The 17,128-nt window shown below is 71.3% G+C and carries 13 protein-coding genes; 9 read left to right on the forward strand and 4 right to left on the reverse strand.

All coding sequences use genetic code 11. The annotated features are described in order from the left end of the window. Positions 1–101: 101 nt before the first annotated feature. Positions 102–800, reverse strand: a complete 699-nt coding sequence (locus ACE4Q9_RS12110; protein ID WP_397984252.1) for a DUF1707 domain-containing protein — start codon at positions 798–800, stop codon at positions 102–104. Between the two features lie 155 nt (positions 801–955). On the opposite strand from ACE4Q9_RS12110, the gene ACE4Q9_RS12115 reads away from it, so the two are divergent. From ACE4Q9_RS12115 to ACE4Q9_RS12130, 4 genes are all read left to right on the forward strand, one after another. After that, on the forward strand, positions 956–2,626 hold the full coding sequence (locus ACE4Q9_RS12115) for a fumarate hydratase (protein ID WP_397984253.1): 1,671 nt from the start codon (positions 956–958) through the stop codon (positions 2,624–2,626). A 75-nt stretch (positions 2,627–2,701) separates the two neighbouring features. Next, positions 2,702–4,087, forward strand: a complete 1,386-nt coding sequence (locus tag ACE4Q9_RS12120; RefSeq protein WP_397984254.1) for a class II fumarate hydratase — start codon at positions 2,702–2,704, stop codon at positions 4,085–4,087. A 95-nt stretch (positions 4,088–4,182) separates the two neighbouring features. Then, positions 4,183–4,872: a DUF402 domain-containing protein gene (locus ACE4Q9_RS12125; protein WP_397984255.1), complete on the forward strand. Its 690-nt coding sequence runs from the start codon at positions 4,183–4,185 to the stop codon at positions 4,870–4,872. Positions 4,873–5,168: 296 nt separating this feature from the next. Then, a complete protein-coding gene (locus ACE4Q9_RS12130; protein ID WP_397984256.1) occupies positions 5,169–7,262 on the forward strand; it encodes a SpoIIE family protein phosphatase in 2,094 nt (697 codons plus the stop codon). A 56-nt stretch (positions 7,263–7,318) separates the two neighbouring features. Here the strand turns inward: ACE4Q9_RS12130 and ACE4Q9_RS12135 are convergent, their stop codons facing one another. Continuing rightward, positions 7,319–9,679, reverse strand: a complete 2,361-nt coding sequence (locus tag ACE4Q9_RS12135) for a transglycosylase domain-containing protein (protein WP_397984257.1) — start codon at positions 9,677–9,679, stop codon at positions 7,319–7,321. 224 nt (positions 9,680–9,903) lie between these two features. Here ACE4Q9_RS12135 and ACE4Q9_RS12140 point away from each other — a divergent pair, with 224 nt between their 5' ends. From ACE4Q9_RS12140 to ACE4Q9_RS12150, 3 genes are read left to right on the forward strand one after another with little or no spacing between them, the layout of a single operon-like run. After that, positions 9,904–10,428, forward strand: a complete 525-nt coding sequence (locus ACE4Q9_RS12140; protein WP_397984258.1) for a PadR family transcriptional regulator — start codon at positions 9,904–9,906, stop codon at positions 10,426–10,428. Further along, on the forward strand, positions 10,425–11,114 hold the full coding sequence (locus tag ACE4Q9_RS12145) for an ABC transporter ATP-binding protein (RefSeq protein ID WP_397984259.1): 690 nt from the start codon (positions 10,425–10,427) through the stop codon (positions 11,112–11,114). The genes ACE4Q9_RS12140 and ACE4Q9_RS12145 overlap by 4 nt, the downstream gene beginning before the upstream one ends. Continuing rightward, the gene (locus ACE4Q9_RS12150) at positions 11,111–13,447 is read left to right on the forward strand and encodes an ABC transporter permease (RefSeq protein WP_397984260.1); all 2,337 of its coding nucleotides are present in this window, start codon (positions 11,111–11,113) and stop codon (positions 13,445–13,447) included. The genes ACE4Q9_RS12145 and ACE4Q9_RS12150 overlap by 4 nt, the downstream gene beginning before the upstream one ends. Positions 13,448–13,505: 58 nt before the next feature. Here ACE4Q9_RS12150 and ACE4Q9_RS12155 read toward each other — a convergent pair whose 3' ends face one another. Next, positions 13,506–14,456, reverse strand: a complete 951-nt coding sequence (locus ACE4Q9_RS12155; protein WP_397984261.1) for a LysR substrate-binding domain-containing protein — start codon at positions 14,454–14,456, stop codon at positions 13,506–13,508. Positions 14,457–14,589: 133 nt separating this feature from the next. On the opposite strand from ACE4Q9_RS12155, the gene ACE4Q9_RS12160 reads away from it, so the two are divergent. Together ACE4Q9_RS12160 and ACE4Q9_RS12165 are read left to right on the forward strand one after the other, a co-directional pair. Further along, positions 14,590–15,144, forward strand: a complete 555-nt coding sequence (locus tag ACE4Q9_RS12160) for a peroxiredoxin (protein ID WP_366668151.1) — start codon at positions 14,590–14,592, stop codon at positions 15,142–15,144. Between the two features lie 3 nt (positions 15,145–15,147). Beyond that, on the forward strand, positions 15,148–15,681 hold the full coding sequence (locus ACE4Q9_RS12165; protein ID WP_397984262.1) for an alkyl hydroperoxide reductase: 534 nt from the start codon (positions 15,148–15,150) through the stop codon (positions 15,679–15,681). A 30-nt stretch (positions 15,682–15,711) separates the two neighbouring features. Here ACE4Q9_RS12165 and ACE4Q9_RS12170 read toward each other — a convergent pair whose 3' ends face one another. After that, positions 15,712–17,064 (reverse strand): AI-2E family transporter, encoded by a 1,353-nt coding sequence (locus tag ACE4Q9_RS12170; protein ID WP_397984263.1) that lies wholly within the window; start codon positions 17,062–17,064, stop codon positions 15,712–15,714. Positions 17,065–17,128 lie beyond the last annotated feature (64 nt).

Raw genomic sequence — 17,128 nt, forward strand, 5'->3', positions numbered from 1 at the left:
GGCTTCGCGAGCGAGAGACGATGCAGCAAGGCCTACCCGCTGTACGCGCGCCTATGCACTGCGTCCCCAACGGCGGGTGATCGCCGGGGAGTTCGCGACCGTCAACGGTCCAGATGCCGGCGCAGCTTCCGCTCCACCTTGTCCTGGACCCGCTCCAGGATGTCCGAGACGAGCTTGCCGCGCTTGGGCCGGGCCTCCACATTGCCGAGGACGGCCCAGCCGTCGACGTAGACGACCGGCGCGTCGGTGTCCGTGGAGTCCAGAGTGGCCACCTCGAAGTTGCCGAGGACGCCGCCGCCGGTGCCGCGCAGCGACACGTTCTCCGGGACGCGGATCTGGACGTCGCCGAAGACCGAGACGGCCTTGATGACGACCTGCTGGTACTCGAAGATCGCCTCGCTGAGGTCGATCTCGACGCTGCCGAAGACCGAGTACGCGTGCAGCCGGCGCCCGGCGCGCCAGCGGCCCCGGCGGGCCGCGCTGCTGAAGACGGCCACCACGTTCGCGTCGGACTCGGCGGGTATCTCGTCCGTGGGGCGCGGCGGGGCGGGGGTCCAAGCGGGGCCGGAGGGGCGCTGGTGGGCGGCGGGCAGGTCCTGGATGAAGACCTCCAGTTCGCCGACCGTCTTCGCGTTCAGCACGCCGTCCACGCGCTCGGCGTGTTCGTCGGCGGTGAGCCGGCCCTCGGCGAGGGCCTCGCGGAGGATGTCGGCGACCCGGTCGCGGTCGGCGTCCGAGGCGCGCAGGGCGGGGACGCTCGGGGTGGCGTCCTGGGTTCGGGCGGGCTTCTGAAGGTCCACGGCAGCAGCGTACCGAAACGCGATAGATCGCGACTAGGGGTGTGGACGGCGCGGCTGAGCCCTACCTCACAAGCTGCCTGTCGGTGGCAGGTTCTACGCTGGACGGGCCCGCCAGCGTCGGCGGGCCCGTCCGTCAGAGTGAGGAATGGGCTGAGATGCCTGAGTTCGCGTACACCGACCTGCTCCCCCAGGGAGAGGACACCACCCCCTACCGACTGGTGACGTCCGAGGGCGTCTCCACCGTCGAGGGCCCGGACGGACGGACGTTCCTCAAGGTGGAGCCCGAGGCGCTGCGGAAGCTGGCCGCGGAGGCCATCCACGACATCCAGCACTACCTGCGCCCGGCCCACCTCGCCCAGCTGCGCCGCATCATCGACGACCCCGAGGCGTCCGCGAACGACAAGTTCGTCGCCCTCGACCTGCTGAAGAACGCGAACATCGCGGCGGCGGGCGTTTTGCCGATGTGCCAGGACACCGGCACCGCGATCGTCATGGGCAAGCGCGGCCAGAACGTGCTCACCGAGGGCGCGGACGAGAAGCACCTCTCGCACGGCATCTACGACGCCTACACCAAGCTGAACCTGCGCTACTCGCAGATGGCTCCGCTCACCATGTGGGAGGAGAAGAACACCGGCTCCAACCTGCCCGCGCAGATCGAGCTGTACGCGACGGACGGCGGCGCCTACAAGTTCCTGTTCATGGCCAAGGGCGGCGGCTCGGCCAACAAGTCCTTCCTGTACCAGGAGACCAAGGCGGTCCTGAACGAGGCCTCCATGATGAAGTTCCTGGAGGAGAAGATCCGTTCGCTCGGTACGGCCGCGTGCCCGCCGTACCACCTGGCGATCGTCGTCGGCGGCACCAGCGCCGAGTACGCCCTGAAGACCGCGAAGTACGCCTCCGCGCACTACCTGGACAACGCGCCCACCGAGGGTTCGCCGCTCGGCCACGGCTTCCGGGACAAGGAGCTGGAGGAGAAGGTCTTCGAGCTGACCCAGAAGATCGGCATCGGCGCGCAGTTCGGCGGCAAGTACTTCTGCCACGACGTGCGCGTGGTCCGGCTGCCCCGGCACGGCGCCTCCTGCCCGGTCGCCATCGCCGTGTCCTGCTCGGCCGACCGCCAGGCCGTCGCGAAGATCACCGCCGAGGGCGTCTTCCTGGAGCAGCTGGAGCGGGACCCGGCCCGGTTCCTGCCGGAGACGACGGACGAGCACCTGGAGTCCGGGGGCGACGTCGTGAAGATCGACCTCAACCAGCCGATGGACACGATCCTCGCCGAGCTGACCAAGTACCCGGTCAAGACCCGGCTGTCGCTGACCGGCCCGCTGGTCGTGGCCCGCGACATCGCGCACGCCAAGATCAAGGAGCGCCTGGACGCCGGCGAGGAGATGCCGCAGTACCTGAAGGACCACCCGGTGTACTACGCCGGCCCGGCCAAGACCCCCGAGGGTTACGCGTCCGGCTCCTTCGGCCCGACCACGGCCGGCCGGATGGACTCCTACGTGGCGCAGTTCCAGGCGGCCGGCGGCTCCAAGGTGATGCTCGCCAAGGGCAACCGCAGCAAGCAGGTCACCGACGCGTGCGCGGCCCACGGCGGCTTCTACCTCGGCTCCATCGGCGGCCCCGCGGCCCGTCTCGCCCAGGACTGCATCAAGAAGGTCGAGGTCCTGGAGTACGAGGAGCTGGGCATGGAGGCCGTCTGGAAGATCGAGGTCGAGGACTTCCCGGCGTTCATCGTCGTGGACGACAAGGGCAACGACTTCTTCCAGGACCCGGCTCCCCAGCCGACGTTCACCTCCATCCCGGTGCGCGGCCCCGGCCTCGCCTGACCCGTACGGGGGTTGGGCCGCGGCCGATGGCCCAACCTCCGGAACAACACCGGGCCCCGGTCCGCTGTACCCGGTATGAGCGAATACCGCATCGAGCACGACTCCATGGGCGAGGTCCGGGTACCGGCGGACGCCAAGTGGCGGGCGCAGACGCAGCGCGCCGTGGAGAACTTCCCCGTCTCCGGGCAGCGGATCGAGCGGGCGCACATCGAGGCGCTGGCGCGGATCAAGGCGGCCGCGGCGAAGGTGAACGCGGAACTCGGGGTGCTGGACCCGGACGTCGCGCGGGCGATCCGGGAGGCGGCGGCGGAGGTCGCCCGCGGCGACTGGGACGAGCACTTCCCGGTCGACGTCTTCCAGACCGGCTCGGGCACCTCGTCCAACATGAACACCAACGAGGTCATCGCGACCCTGGCGAGCGAGCGGCTCGGGTGCCCGGTGCATCCGAACGACCACGTCAACGCCTCGCAGTCGTCCAACGACGTCTTCCCCTCCTCGATCCACATCGCCGCCACCGCCGCCGTCACCCATGACCTGATCCCGGCCCTCGACCACCTCGCCGCCGCGCTGGAGCGCAAGAGCGCGGACTTCGCGGACGTGGTGAAGTCGGGCCGCACGCACCTGATGGACGCCACCCCCGTGACGCTCGGCCAGGAGTTCGGCGGGTACGCGGCGCAGGTCCGGCACGGTGTCGAGCGGCTGCGCGCCTCGCTGCCCCGCCTCGCCGAGCTGCCGCTGGGCGGTACCGCGGTGGGCACCGGCATCAACACGCCGCCCGGATTCTCCGCCGCCGTCATCGAGGAGGTCGCCCGTGCCACCGGGCTGCCGCTGACCGAGGCCCGCGACCACTTCGAGGCGCAGGGCGCCCGGGACGGCATCGTGGAGACCAGCGGACAGCTGCGGACCATCGCGGTCGGGCTGACGAAGATCGCCAACGATCTGCGCTGGATGGCGTCCGGCCCGCGCACCGGGCTCGCCGAGATCCGGCTGCCCGACCTCCAGCCGGGCTCCTCGATCATGCCGGGCAAGGTCAACCCGGTGGTGCCGGAGGCCGTGCTGATGGTCGCCGCCCAGGTCGTCGGCAACGACGCCACCATCGCCACCGCGGGCGCCGCCGGCAACTTCGAGCTGAACGTGATGCTCCCGGTCATCGCCAAGAACGTCCTGGAATCGATCCGGCTGCTCGCCAACGTCACCCGGCTGCTGGCCGACCGCACGATCGACGGCATCACCGCCGACCGCGAACGCGCCCGCGAGTACGCCGAGTCCTCGCCCTCCGTCGTCACCCCGCTGAACAAGTACATCGGCTATGAGGAGGCCGCGAAGGTCGCCAAGAAGGCGCTCGCCGAACGCAGGACGATCCGTCAGGTGGTGCTGGAGGAGGGGTACGTGGAGCGCGGCGAGCTGACCGAGGAGCAGTTGGACGAGGCGCTGGACGTGCTGCGGATGACCCGTCCGTAACCCTCGGCCGAACCTTTTCGGCCACCGCGCACGCGCACGGGGGAACCGTGACCCGCGCCGCAGCGCCCGCCCCGCCCGGCACCTAATATCTGCCCATGACGGACGACCGAACGATGCGGCAAACGGCGGCGGGACCTGCGGCGTACTGGGCGCCCGGTACCCAGATCCTGTGGCGGTACCGGGAGAACGGCGGCGCGCGGTTCCACATCGTGCGGCCCGTCACCGTCGTACGCGACGACGCCGACCTGCTCGCCGTATGGCTGGCCCCCGGCACCGAGTGCGTGAAGCCGGCCCTGGCCGACGGCACGCCGGTGCACCGCGAGCCGCTGGAGTCCCGCTACACCAAGCCGCGCACGGTACGGCGGGACCGCTGGCTCGGCACCGGCGTGCTGAAGCTGGCCCAGCCCGGCGTGCCCTGGTCGGTGTGGCTGTTCTGGGAGCCGGGCTGGCGGTTCAAGAACTGGTACGTCAACCTGGAGGAACCGCTGGTCCGCTGGGCGGGCGGGGTCGACTCCGAGGACCACTTCCTGGACATCGACGTGCGCCCGGACCGCAGTTGGCGGTGGCGCGACGAGGACGAGTTCGCACAGGCCCAGCGGGACGGCCTGATGTCCGCCGAGACCGCCGAGCGGGTCCGCGCGGCCGGGCAGGCGGCCGTCGCGGCGATCGCGGACTGGGGCCCGCCGTTCTCGGAAGGCTGGCCGCGGTGGCGCCCCGACGAGTCCTGGGCGGTACCGTCACTCCCCGAGGACTGGGACCGTACGCCCGCGCACGTGTCCTCATGAGACTCTTGATGCGCCCCCGGGCAAGAAACGTAGGATCGTCCTCCGCAAGGGCGCTTCGGAGCGACAACTTCCGGGGCTTGCGCCGGGCTTGACCGATCGTCACCGAGGGGCGGCAGGGACGTGAACGAGGGGTATCAGGGGAGCACCGCCGGGCGCGCAGGCCACGCCGGTGGCACGGGAACTTCCTTTGGACACGCGGAAAATCCGTTCCCCGGACACGCATTGCGGGTATCGGGACTTCTGCGGGACCGACCGCGCGCCCGGCGCGCGGCCCCGGACGGATGGATGCGACACGCGTGACGGAGCAGCCCACCTCCTTCGAGCGCCCCGAGGCGGGCGCCGACCCCGCGGACGGCCGCGGGGCCCTGACACATGCCCCGGAACCGGTCGGCACCCCCGTCTTACCCGTGCAGGCGCGGGCGGACGGGACGCCCGCCGATCCGGGCACGGCGGCCGTGTACGGCCAGCCCATGGACGGCAAGGGGAAGGAGCCCCCAGTCAACGGCCCGGAGCACTCCCAGCCCACCACCGCGGACGCCGGCGCGGCCCATCGCCCGCGCCCCACGGAGGCCATTCCGCCGCAGCCGGGCGCCGACCAGGAGCGGACGCCGGGCGGTGCGGAGCGCCGTACCGGCCGGGGTCTGCCGCCGGGGCGGCCGATGCCCATGCGGCGTGACGGCGACCGGCTCAGGTTCGTCGGCGCGGCCACCCGGCGGATCGCCCGCGGCCTCGACCTGGACGAGATCGTGATGGGTCTGTGCCGGGCCACGGTGCCGACGTTCTCGGACGCGATCCTCGTCTATCTGCGCGACCCGCTGCCGGTCGGCGACGAACGGCCCACCGGCCCCGTCGTGCTCCGGCTGCGCCGCACCGACCGCATACCGGAGGAGCGGGACACCGACGGCGTCCTGCTGCCCGGCGCCTTCGAGCCGGAGCCCGAGCCGGTCGCGCTCGCGGAGCTGTCCTCGCTCACCACCGAGCTGTGCGAGGTGCGCCCCGGCGGCGCCCTGAACGAGGTGCTGCGCGGGGTGCGCCCGGTGTTCGCGGACGCGCCGGCCGCCCGCGCCGCGCTGCCCGAACTGCTCGGCGACGGCGCGGAAGCGCTCGTACCGTCCGGGCAGCACGCCATCCTCGCGCCGCTGCGCGGCCGGCGCCGGGTGATCGGCGCGGCCCTGTTCCTGCGCCGCCCCGAGCGCCCCGCCTTCGAGACGGACGACCTGCTGGTGGCCGCGCAACTGGCCACGCACAGCGCGCTCGGCATCGACAAGGCGGTGCTGTACGGCCGCGAGGCGTACATCGCCGACGAGTTGCAGCGCACCATGCTGCCCGAGACCCTGCCCCGCCCGACCGGTGTGCGGCTCGCCTCGCGGTATCTGCCGGCCGCGGAGACCGCGCGGGTGGGCGGCGACTGGTACGACGCGATCCCACTGCCCGGCAGCCGGGTCGCGCTGGTCGTCGGCGACGTCATGGGCCACTCCATGACCTCGGCCGCGATCATGGGCCAGCTGCGCACCACCGCGCAGACCCTGGCCGGGCTCGATCTGCCGCCGCAGGAGGTGCTGCACCACCTGGACGAGCAGGCCCAGCGGCTGGGCACCGACCGCATGGCGACCTGTCTGTACGCGGTCTACGACCCGGTCACGCACCGCATCACCATCGCCAACGCCGGTCATCCGCCGCCCGTGCTGCTGCACCTGGGCGGCCGGGCCGAGGTGCTGCGGGTGCCGCCGGGCGCGCCGATCGGCGTCGGCGGGGTGGACTTCGAGGCGGTCGAGCTGGACGCGCCGGCCGGGGCCACGCTGCTGCTGTACACCGACGGGCTGGTGGAGTCCCGGCTGCGGGACGTGTGGACGGGCATAGAGCAGCTGCGCGAACGGCTCGCCGCCACCGCGCAGCTGACCGGACCGGACCATCCGCCGCCGCTGGAAGCCCTGTGCGACGAGGTGCTCGACATGCTCGGGCCCGGCGACCGGGACGACGACATCGCGCTGCTCGCGGCCCGCTTCGACGGGATCGCGCCGAGCGATGTGGCGTACTGGACGCTGGAGCCGGAGGACTCGGCGCCCGGCCAGGCCCGCCGGCTGGCCCGGCGCGCGCTCGCCCGCTGGGACATGGAGGACCTCACCGACTCGGTGGAGCTGCTGGTCAGCGAGGTCGTGACGAACGCCGTACGGTACGCGTCCCGGCCGGTGACGCTGCGGCTGCTGCGCACGCATGTGCTGCGGTGCGAGGTCGGTGACGACGTGCCCCAGTTGCCGCGGCTGCGGCAGGCGCGGGCGACGGACGAGGGGGGCCGCGGCCTGTACCTCGTCAACAGGCTGGCCCGGCGCTGGGGCGCGACGCGGCTGAGCACCGGCAAGGTGGTGTGGTTCGAGCTGCATCGCGGCTGACCTGGACGACGGAAGAGGGCGCCCGGTGAGTACCGGGCGCCCTCCCTCATGTCCGGCTACGGCCGTTGCTGCTGCGGTTGCTGCCGCTGTCCCCCGAGCTGTTCGAGCGGGTCGTCCGGGGAGGGGTCGCCCGTCGGCGGCGCGGTGGTCGGCGAGCCGGTCGGGGACTGGGTCGGCGACTGGGTCGGGCTCTGCGTCGGCGACTGGGTGGGCGACTGGGTCGGGGAGGTGGACGTCGACGGCGTGCCCGACGGCGTCTGCGAGGGCGACTGGCTCGGGCTCCGGGTGGCGCTGGTCGACGGCGGCGGCGTCTCGACGGCGGCGCCCTGGGAGGTGTCCAGATCGAACTTGCTGACGCCGTCCATCGCGTTGAAGGTGTAGGCGGCCCAGATCTGCGCCGGGTAGGTGCCGCCGTTGACCCGGCCGGTGCCCGGGAGCAGGCCCGTGGCGCCCGTCAGGGGAACCTGCGCATGGGTCTTGGCGCTCTCGCCGAACAGGCCGACCGAGGTGACCAGCCCTGGCGTGTAGCCGGTGAACCAGGCCGACTTGTTGTTGTCGGACGTACCCGTCTTGCCGGCGACCTGCTGCCCGCGGCGCGCCGGGTTGGCCGCCACCGACAGCCTGGCCGTACCGTCGTCGACCACGCCGGTGAGCACGGAGGTGACCGTGTCGGCGGCCGTCCTGCTGATCACCTGGCCGCCGATCGGGTTCGGCAGCGTGACGTCGCGGTCCTTGTGCTCGACCGACTTGATGATCGCCGGGGTGACCTTCTTGCCGTGGTTGTCGAGGGTCGCGTAGATGCCGGCCATCTCCAGCGGGCTCGCGCCCATGGAGCCCAGGGTCTGCGCCGGAACGGCCTGCATGCCCTTGGTGTCCATGCCGAGGTCCTTGGCCGTGCTCATCACCTTGTCCATGCCCACGTCGACGCCCATCTGCGCGAAGACGGAGTTGACGGAGTCGTCCATGGCCTTCTGGACGGTGATGTTCCCGTAGTCGGCGTCGTCCTCGTTGGGCGGGCCGAAGCCGACCTTGACGCCGTGGTCCACGACCTGGCGGCCGCTGGTGCCGTCGTACACCGTGTCGGCGTTGATCGGCTTGCCGTCCTGGGTGACGGAGTGCTGCTGGAGCGCGGCGGCGAGGATGACCGGCTTGAAGGTGGAGGCGGGCTGGTAGTCGCTGCGGGTGGCGTTGTTCCGGAAGTGCTTGAAGTAGTCCACGCCGCCGTACATGGCGAGGACCTTGCCCGTCTTCGGGTCGACGGAGACGGCACCGGGCTGGACGTCGGCGTCGACGGGGCGCTTCTTCGGGTCGAGCTTGCTGGCCAGCTGCTCCTTCACGGCCTGTTCCAGCTGGTGCTGCTTGCCCTTGTCGATGTTGAGCGTGATGGTCCAGCCGCCCTTGCGCACCAGCGCCTCGGCGTCCCCGAGCGTGGCGGCGCTGCCCTGGGCGACCAGCCGCTGCTCCAGCGCCGCGTTGGCCGCGTCCACCAGGTAGCCGGTCTGGCCCTTCATGCCGGGCGTCGCCTTGGGCGCCTTCGGCTTCTCGAAGTGCATGGCCCGGCGCTTGCCGGCGTCCAGCCAGTGCTGCTTGACCATGTTGTCCAGGACGTAGTTCCAGCGCGCCACGGCCAGCCGCTTGCCGGTGGGGCTCGCCAGCGTCCAGTCGTACTCGTTGGGCGCCTGGAGCAGCGCGGCGAGGTAGGCACCTTCCTGGACCGTGAGTTTCTCCGCGTCCTTGTGGTAGTACGCCTGTGCCGCGGCCTGGATGCCGTAGGCGCCGCGGCCGTAGTAGCTGGTGTTGATGTAGCCCGCGAGGATGTACTCCTTGGACTTCTGGCGGTCCAGCTTCAGCGAGATGACCAGTTCCTTCAGCTTGCGCGAGACGGTCTGGTTCTGGTCCAGGTAGTAGTTCTTGACGTACTGCTGGGTGATGGTCGAACCGCCCTGCGTACCGCGCCCCATGACGGTGTTGAGGATGCCGCGGGCGGTGCCCCTCAGGTCGACACCGGAGTCGTGGTAGAAGCTCTTGTTCTCGGCCGCGACGAAGGTGTGCTGCACGTCCAGCGGAACCTTGTCGAGGTCGACGCTCTCGCGGTTGAGCTGGCCGGTGCGGGCGAGCATCGTGCCGTCGCTGTACTTGTAGATGTTGCTCTGGAGCTGGGCGTCGGCGTTGCCCGCCGGAATGTCCACCAGCATGTACGCGGCGGCGAAGCCGCCTATGCACAGCAGGCACAGTCCGAAGAACGTGCCGAGGATCTTCTTCCAGGTGAACATCCGGCGCAGGAGGCTCTTGCGCGGCTTCCCGCCGGGCGCCAGGCCCGCCGCCCCGCTGCCGGTCGCGGGTATCGAGCGGCGGCGCTGGGGCGCCGCGCGGTGGCCGCCGCGCTGGCGCGCTCGTCTCTCTTCCGCTCGTCCCATGGGTCCTTCGCTCCGCTTCCGTCTCGTTGGTCAGCTCCGAAAGCTAACACCCGCCTATATGACAAAGGGCTACCGATCCGCTCTTTTACGGACGTGAGAATCAGCACCCGCTCCAAGGGAACCGACGGTTGCGGAGCGCCCGAGGTTGCCCGGCGCTCCGAAGTCGTCGAGCTGCACCCTGGGTTTATACACATCGCGTATACACGGTGTGTAGAGTGCGGTGCATGTCCATCGGTCACACCCTCCTAGGGCTCCTGGAGTCCGGCCCGCGCCACGGTTACGACCTCAAGCGGGCCTTCGACGAGAAGTTCGGTCAGGACCGGCCCCTGCACTACGGCCAGGTCTACTCGACGATGTCCCGGTTGCTGAAGCACGGCCTCGTGGAGGTCGACGGCATCGAGACCGGCGGCGGACCCGAGCGCAAGCGGTACGCCATCACCGAGGCCGGCGTCACCGACGTACAGCGCTGGCTCGCCACTCCGGAGAAGCCGGAGGAGTACCTCCAGTCGACGCTGTACACCAAGGTCGTCCTCGCCCTGCTCACCCACCGCGACGCCGCCGGCATCCTCGACGTCCAGCGCGCCGAGCACCTGCGCAGCATGCGCATCCTGACCGACCGCAAGCGCAAGGGCGACCTCGCCGACCAGCTGATCTGCGATCACGCCCTGTTCCACCTGGAAGCCGATCTGCGCTGGCTCGAACTGACCGCCGCCCGTCTGGACAAGCTGCGCGCGGAGGTCGCCGCATGACGCATCCCCCCGGTTCCCTGCTCACCGCCCACGACCTGCGCAAGGCGTACGGCCCGACGGTCGCGCTGGACGGCGCGGAGTTCTCCATCCACCCCGGCGAGGTCGTCGCCGTCATGGGCCCCTCCGGCTCTGGCAAGTCGACGCTGCTGCACTGCCTGGCCGGCATCGTGCCGCCCGACTCCGGGTCGATCATGTACGACGGCCGGGAGCTGTCCGGCATGAACGACGCCGAGCGCAGCGCGCTGCGCCGCAGCGAGTTCGGGTTCGTCTTCCAGTTCGGCCAGCTGGTGCCGGAGCTGACCTGCGTGGAGAACGTGGCCCTGCCGCTGCGCCTCAACGGCACTCCGCGCAAGAAGGCCGAGCGGGCCGCGCTGACCTGGCTGGAGCGGCTGGAGGTGGACGACCTGTGCGGCAAGCGGCCCGGCGAGGTCTCCGGCGGCCAGGGGCAGCGCGTCGCGGTGGCGCGGGCACTGGTCACCGCGCCGCGGGTGGTGTTCGCGGACGAGCCGACCGGCGCGCTGGACTCCCTCAACGGCGAGCGCGTGATGGAGCTGCTCACCGACGCGGCCCGCTCCACCAACGCGGCCGTCGTGCTGGTCACGCACGAGGCACGGGTCGCCGCCTACTCCGACCGGGAGATCGTCGTACGCGACGGCAAGTCCCGCGACATGGAGCGGGCCGTATGAGCGCACGCCAGTGGGGCAGGGACCTCGGCCTGGGCTTCCGGTTCGCCTTCACCGGGGGGCGCGAGGGCTGGATGCGGGTGCTGCTGACGGCGGTCGGGGTCGGCCTCGGCGTGGCGCTGCTGCTGCTCACCACCGCGATCCCGAACGCGCTCGCGGTACGGCACGCCCGGGACAACGCGCGCGCGGACCACACCTACGGCCCGAGCCGGCCGAAGGCCGCGAACACCCTGGTGATCTCCGACACCGACACCGAGTTCCACGGCCGCGACGTACGCGGCCGGCTGGTGGAACCGGAAGGCCCCGACGCGCCGGTCCCGCCGGGCCTGACCCGGTATCCGGCGACCGGTGACATGGTCGTCTCCCCCGCCCTGAAGGAGCTGCTCGGCTCCCGCGAGGGCCAGGTGCTGCGGGCGCGGCTGCCGTACCGGATCACCGGCACGATCGCCGAGGACGGACTGGTGGGCTCGCGTGAACTCGCCTACTACGCCGGGGCGCAGCACCTGGCCGCGAAGATCGACGGCTCCCGGACCGCCCGGATCGCCGGCTACGGGACGCCGGACGCGCCCCCGCCGAGCCGGATGGACCCGGTGCTGATCCTGCTGGTGCTGGTGGTCTTCGTGGTGCTGCTGATGCCGGTCGCGGTGTTCATCGCCACCGCCGTACGGTTCGGCGGCGAGCGGCGCGACCGCAGACTGGCCGCGCTGCGCCTGGTGGGCTCCGACAGCCGGATGACCCGGCGGATCGCGGCGGGCGAGGCGCTGGCCGGATCGCTGGTCGGACTGGTCTTCGGCACCGCCTTCTTCCTGCTGGGCCGGCAGTTCGCGGGCTCGGTGGAGGTCGTGGGCATCAGCGTGTTCCCCGACTATCTCGACCCCTCGCCCGCGCTGGCCGCGCTGGTCGCCCTCGCCGTCCCGGCGGCGGCGGTGCTGGTCACGCTGGTCGCGCTGCGCGGGGTGGTCATCGAGCCGCTGGGCGTGGTGCGGACGGCCAAGCCCGCGCGCCGCCGGCTGTGGTGGCGGCTGCTGCTGCCGCTGGGCGGCCTCGCGCTGCTCGCCCCGATGATCGGCCAGGGCCGCTCGGCCGGCCAGTTCAACGAGTACCTGGTGACCGGCGGCGTCCTGCTGCTGCTCGTCGGCGTCACCACGCTGCTGCCGTGGGCCGTGGAAGCGGTGGCGGCCCGGCTGCACCGCGGCTCGGTGTCCTGGCAACTGGCGGTGCGGCGGCTCCAGTTGAGCAGCGGCACGGCGGCCCGCATGGTGAACGGCATCGCCGTCGCGGTGGCCGGCGCGATCGCGCTCCAGATGCTGTTCGCGAGCGTCCAGGGCGACTACACCAGGGCGACCGGCCAGGACGTCAGCCGGGCGCAGATGCAGATCAACCTGTCGCAGGGCACCCCGTTCCGTACGGCCGCGGACCGGTTCACCACCACCGAGGGGGTGCGCAAGGCGGTCTCGCTCGGCAGCACCACGCTGGGCGAGAAGGACTGGAAGACAGGGCCCGGCGACACCGCCCTGCTGGTCTCCGGCACCTGTGCCTCGCTGCGCGAGACGGCCCGGCTGCCGTCCTGCCACGACGGAGACGCCTTCCTGGCGACCGGCGGTGACGACGACGCCGCCGTCACCAAGCTCGCCCGGCCGGGCCGGGTGCTCCATCTCGACACGGAGCACGGCGCGGGCCGGGGCCCGGACGTGCGCTGGAGCGTGCCGGCGCACCTGAAGCCGGCCCAGGCGATCGCCAGCCCCAACGGCAGCAAGAGCAGCGCCATTCTGCTGACCCCGGCGGCCGTACCCGACCGGGTGGACCGGCTGCTGGACGGCACGGTGTACGTCATGTTCGACAAGAACGTGCCGGACGTGTCCGAGTACACCCGCAACACGGCGGCGAAGGTCGATCCGTTCGCCGATGTGATGGTGTGGTCGGCCACCGAGGAGTCCAAGAAGTTCACCTCGATCCGCACCGGGCTGTACGCCGGCGCGCTGTGCGTGCTGGCGCTGATCGGGGCGAGCCTGCTGGTGACCCAGCTGGAACAGCTGCGCGAGCGGCGGACGTTGCTGTCGTCGCTGATGGCCTTCGGCACCCGGCGGCGCACCCTGAGTCTGTCGGTGCTGTGGCAGACCGCGCTCCCGGTCGCGCTCGGCCTGCTGCTGGCCGCGGTCGTCGGGCTGACGCTGGGCTCGGTGCTGCTGAAGATGGTGGGCTCGCCGCTGGCCGTGGACTGGCCGAGCGTGCTGTCGATGACCGGCGCGGGCGCGGCGGTGGTCCTCGTGGTCACCGCGCTGAGCCTGCCCCCGCTGCTGCGGCTGATGCGCCCGGAGGGACTGCGGACCGAGTAACCCCCTTACGGCACAGGGCCCTTCCCGCACTCCGGGAGGGGCCCCTCGGGTATCTCCTTCACCCCCCGTCGACCACCCGCACCGGCAGCCCCCGCATCGCCTCCCGCAGCGCCGCCGCCAGCTCCTCGTACTCGGCACCGCGTGCCGCGCCCGCGCGCATCGCGAGAGCGACCCGGCGGCTCGGGGCCGGATCGGCGAAGTAGCCGGTGAGCAACTGGCTGCTGCGGGTCGTCTCCAGCTTGAGCGCGGTGCGCGGCAGCAAGGTGCAGCCGAGGCCTCCCGCGACCAGCTGGACCAGCGTGGACAGGCCGGCCGCCGTGGTCGTCACCGGTGCATCCGCGCGGCCCGCCTCCCGGCAGATGTCCAACGCCTGGTCGCGCAGGCAGTGCCCCTCGTCCAGCAGCAGCAGGTTCAGCTCCTTCAGCGCTTCGCGCGGGATGCCCTCGCGGCCGCCGAGCCAGTGGTCGAGCGGAGTGACCAGCACGAAGTCCTCGTCGAACAGCGGGAGTTCGGCGACGCCGGGGACGCCGAGCGGGACGGCGAGCAGCAGCAGGTCCAGGCGGCCGGTGGCCAGGCCGTCGACCAGGCTGGAGGTCTGCTCCTCGTGCACCTGGAGGTCGAGGTCCGGATAGCGCTCGTGAACGAGCCGCAGCACGGTCGGCAGCAGATACGGCGCCACGGTGGGGATCACCCCGAGGCGCAGCGCCCCGGTGAACGGGGCACGGACCGCCTCCGCCTCCTCCAGCAGCTCGCCGACCGCGTCCAGCACCGCCTTGGCCCGCACCGCGAGCCGCTCCCCCGCGGGCGAGAGCAGTACCTTGCGCGTCGTACGCTCGAGGAGGGTCACGCCGAGGGTCTCCTCCAGCGCCGAGACCGCGCCGGACAGGGCGGGCTGGCTCATTCCGATGGCCGCCGCCGCGTCCCTGAAGTGCAGGTGCTCGGCCACGGCGGCGAAGGCGCGCAGCTGCGCGAGGCTCGGTTGTCTCCGCTTGCCGTTACTGATGGTCACTGATAGATACCTCCGATCAACACGACCGAGTGTAGCTATTTCCCTAATCAATGCACCCTGTGCCAACATCGACTGAGTCCAACCCATGGGAACCACCCTCAAAAGGGGCGGTTCCTCGCTGCAAGGAGAGTCTGTGCTCACTGTCGGTGACAAGTTCCCCGAGTTCGACCTGACCGCCTGCGTCTCGCTGGAGAAGGGCAAGGAGTTCGAGCAGATCAACCACAAGTCCCACGAGGGCAAGTGGCTGGTCGTGTTCGCCTGGCCGAAGGACTTCACCTTCGTCTGCCCGACCGAGATCGCCGCGTTCGGCAAGCTGAACGACGAGTTCGCCGACCGCGACGCCCAGATCCTCGGCTTCTCCGGTGACTCCGAGTTCGTGCACCACGCCTGGCGCAAGGACCACCCGGACCTGACCGACCTGCCCTTCCCGATGATGGCCGACTCCAAGCACGAGCTCATGCGTGACCTGGGCATCGAGGGCGAGGACGGCTTCGCGCAGCGCGCCGTGTTCATCGTGGACCCGAACCACGAGATCCAGTTCACGATGGTGACCGCCGGTTCCGTGGGCCGTAACCCCAAGGAGGTCCTGCGGGTCCTGGACGCCCTGCAGACCGACGAGCTGTGCCCGTGCAACTGGAGCAAGGGCGACGAGACCCTCGACCCGGTCGCGCTGCTGGCTGGTGAGTGACCCATGTCGCTCGACTCGCTGAAGTCCCGGATCCCGGACTACGCCAAGGACCTCAAGCTCAACCTGGGCTCGGTCATCGGCAACTCCGACCTGCCCGCCCAGCAGCTGTGGGGCACGGTGCTCGCGACCGCGATCGCCTCCCGCTCCCCGATCGTGCTGCGTGAGCTGGAGCCGGAGGCGAAGGCGAACCTCTCGCCGGAGGCGTACACCGCGGCCAAGTCCGCGGCCGCCATCATGGCGATGAACAACGTCTTCTACCGCACCCGGCACCTGCTGTCCGACCACGAGTACGGCACCCTGCGCGCCGGACTGCGGATGAACGTCATCGGCAATCCGGGCGTGGAGAAGGTCGACTTCGAGCTGTGGTCGTTCGCGGTCTCCGCGATCAACGGCTGCGGCATGTGCCTGGACTCGCACGAGCAGGTGCTGCGCAAGGCCGGTGTGGAGCGCGACACCATCCAGGAGGCGTTCAAGATCGCTTCCGTGGTGCAGGCGGTCGGCGCCACCCTGGAGGCCGAGGCCGTGCTGGCCGAGTAAGGCCGGCCCCACGTCATCCGAGGACCCCGCTCACCCCTGGTGGGCGGGGTCTTCCGCGTCCGCCGCCGCGCTCTCCTCCGGGACCGGGGAGGCGGCGGGCGGCTGGTGCAGCTCCTCGGAGTACTGCCGCAGATAGCCCACCACGGTGTTCGTCACCGCCACCAGCGGTACGGCGACCACCGCGCCGCCGATGCCGGCCACCATGCCGCCGGCCGCCACGGTCAGCACCACCGCGAGGGGGTGCACCCGCACCGCTCGGCCCAGGATGAAGGGCTGGAGCACATGCCCCTCGATCTGCTGGACGGCGAGCACCACGACCAGGGTCATCACGGCGGTGAACACACCCTGGGTGACCAGGGCCACGATCACCGCGAGCGCGCCGGAGGCGACCGCGCCGACCAGCGGGATGAAGGAGAACAGGAAGATGAAGACGGCCAGCGGGACCGCCATCGGCACATCGAGGAAGTAGATCCCGATGCCGATGAAGATCGCGTCGATCAGGGCGACCAGCACCGTGCCGCGGACGTACGCGGTCAGGGTGCGCCAGGCGCGCGGACCGGCACCGGCCACGCCCTCCCGCGCGGCGGAGGGCACCAGCTTCAGGAACCACTGCCAGATGCGCTTGCCGTCGTAGAGCAGGAAGAGCGTCGAGAAGAACACCAGCAGGATGCTGGTCAGCGCCTCCACGATGACCTGAACGCCCTCCAGGCCCGCGGACGTTATCTGGTCCGCGTTGGCGCCGATGGCCTCGCGCAGGTTCTTGGCGATCTGGTTGATCTGCTTGTCGGTGACGTGGAAGGGGCTGCGCAGCAGCCAGTTGCGCAGATCGTCGATGCCGGACTGGATCTGGTTGGAGAGCGTGTCGATGTTCTCCATGACCTGCCAGGTCACGAACCAGCCCATCAGGCCGATCACCACGAAGCCGCTGATCGCGGTGAGCGCGGTGGCCAGGCCGCGCGGCACCCCTCGCCGGGTGAGCCGGGCGACCGTCGGCTGGAGCAGCGCGGTGATCAGCAGCGCGATGACGAAGGCGAACACCACCAGCTGGATGGCGCTGATGACCCGCATCAGCACCCAGACGGTGCCCGCGAGCACGAGCAGCCGCCAGCCGGCCTCGGCCGCGACCCGAACCCCCCAGGGCACGACCTGGGCGGGATCGGGGCGCGGCACGGGCGGGACCGGGGCGGGGGGACGGCGGGCGTGCGGCACCGCGTCGGAGCCGGACGCGGCACCGGCGTCCGCCCTGGACTGCTCCGGGCGGACCGGTTCACGCGCGGACCCGGCGGTCTCCTCGTCCACCTCCGCCCGCCGGGCGTCCAGCCGTTCGCTCAGCTCGGTGAGACCCGCGCCCAGCCTGCCGAGCCACCCTGGCACTCGCGACATGTTCCGTCCTCTTCCCCCGCGTGGAGTCGTGCGGTTACGACCGTACATGCGAAAGCCCCTTCCC

Origin of the sequence: Streptomyces sp. AM6-12 (assembly GCF_044327085.1) — a bacterium.
GTDB lineage: Bacteria > Actinomycetota > Actinomycetes > Streptomycetales > Streptomycetaceae > Streptomyces.